The sequence below is a fragment of the Psychromonas sp. SR45-3 genome (genome assembly GCF_014163575.1).
GTDB classification, from domain to species: Bacteria; Pseudomonadota; Gammaproteobacteria; order Enterobacterales; family Psychromonadaceae; genus Psychromonas; species Psychromonas arctica.
This window is the reverse complement of the sequence record NZ_JACJDP010000102.1, coordinates 1-603: the sequence shown is the minus strand read 5'-3', so window position 1 is coordinate 603 and position 603 is coordinate 1. Positions and strand designations below refer to the sequence as shown.

Genomic DNA, 603 nt, shown 5'->3' with positions numbered 1-603 from the left:
ATCGGGAGTCTCTACAAGTAAGTGGTAGTGATTATCCATTAAACAATAAGCGTGAATAACCCAGTTATAACGTGAACAAACGGTATTTAATAAATTAAGGAATATCTCGAAATCACTGTCTTCTAGGTAAATAGCCTTTCTTTCATTACCACGCGATGTGACATGATAAAGCGCACCTGAAAACTCTAAACGTAAAGGACGACTCATAAATACCCCTACAAACTTAAATTGAATAAGGTAAATCTAATTTAAATAATCAACAAATGCAAAATGCAAAATGAAAGACCTGACCCCATTTGTTTTTTAAAGAGAGCGAAGTAAAATATATGCATTTGTTGCCCGCCATTTTTACAGAAACTAGCTCCCCATCATCATTGATTGGTCTCCTGTTAAATGTGTCGATAAACAATTATTACGTGCAAGTTTGCCTATTGGGAGACGTTCCATTACGCTCTATGCACAAGCTGAGAAGCTGAGGGTCAGGTCTTTCATTTTGCATTACCGATTACCTTACTTTTTATCAGCCGATATAATACGGCTTACTAATGAATAATGTATTTTGAAATGATCACCGATTTCTTTCATTGTATATCCTCCTGATTG

At 35.5% G+C, this 603-nt stretch carries 1 protein-coding gene; it reads right to left on the bottom strand.

The features are described from left to right. Positions 1–207 (bottom strand): transposase (locus H5084_RS19295; RefSeq protein WP_182692239.1); only part of this gene is annotated, 207 nt, incomplete at its 3' end. Positions 208–603: the final 396 nt, after the last annotated feature.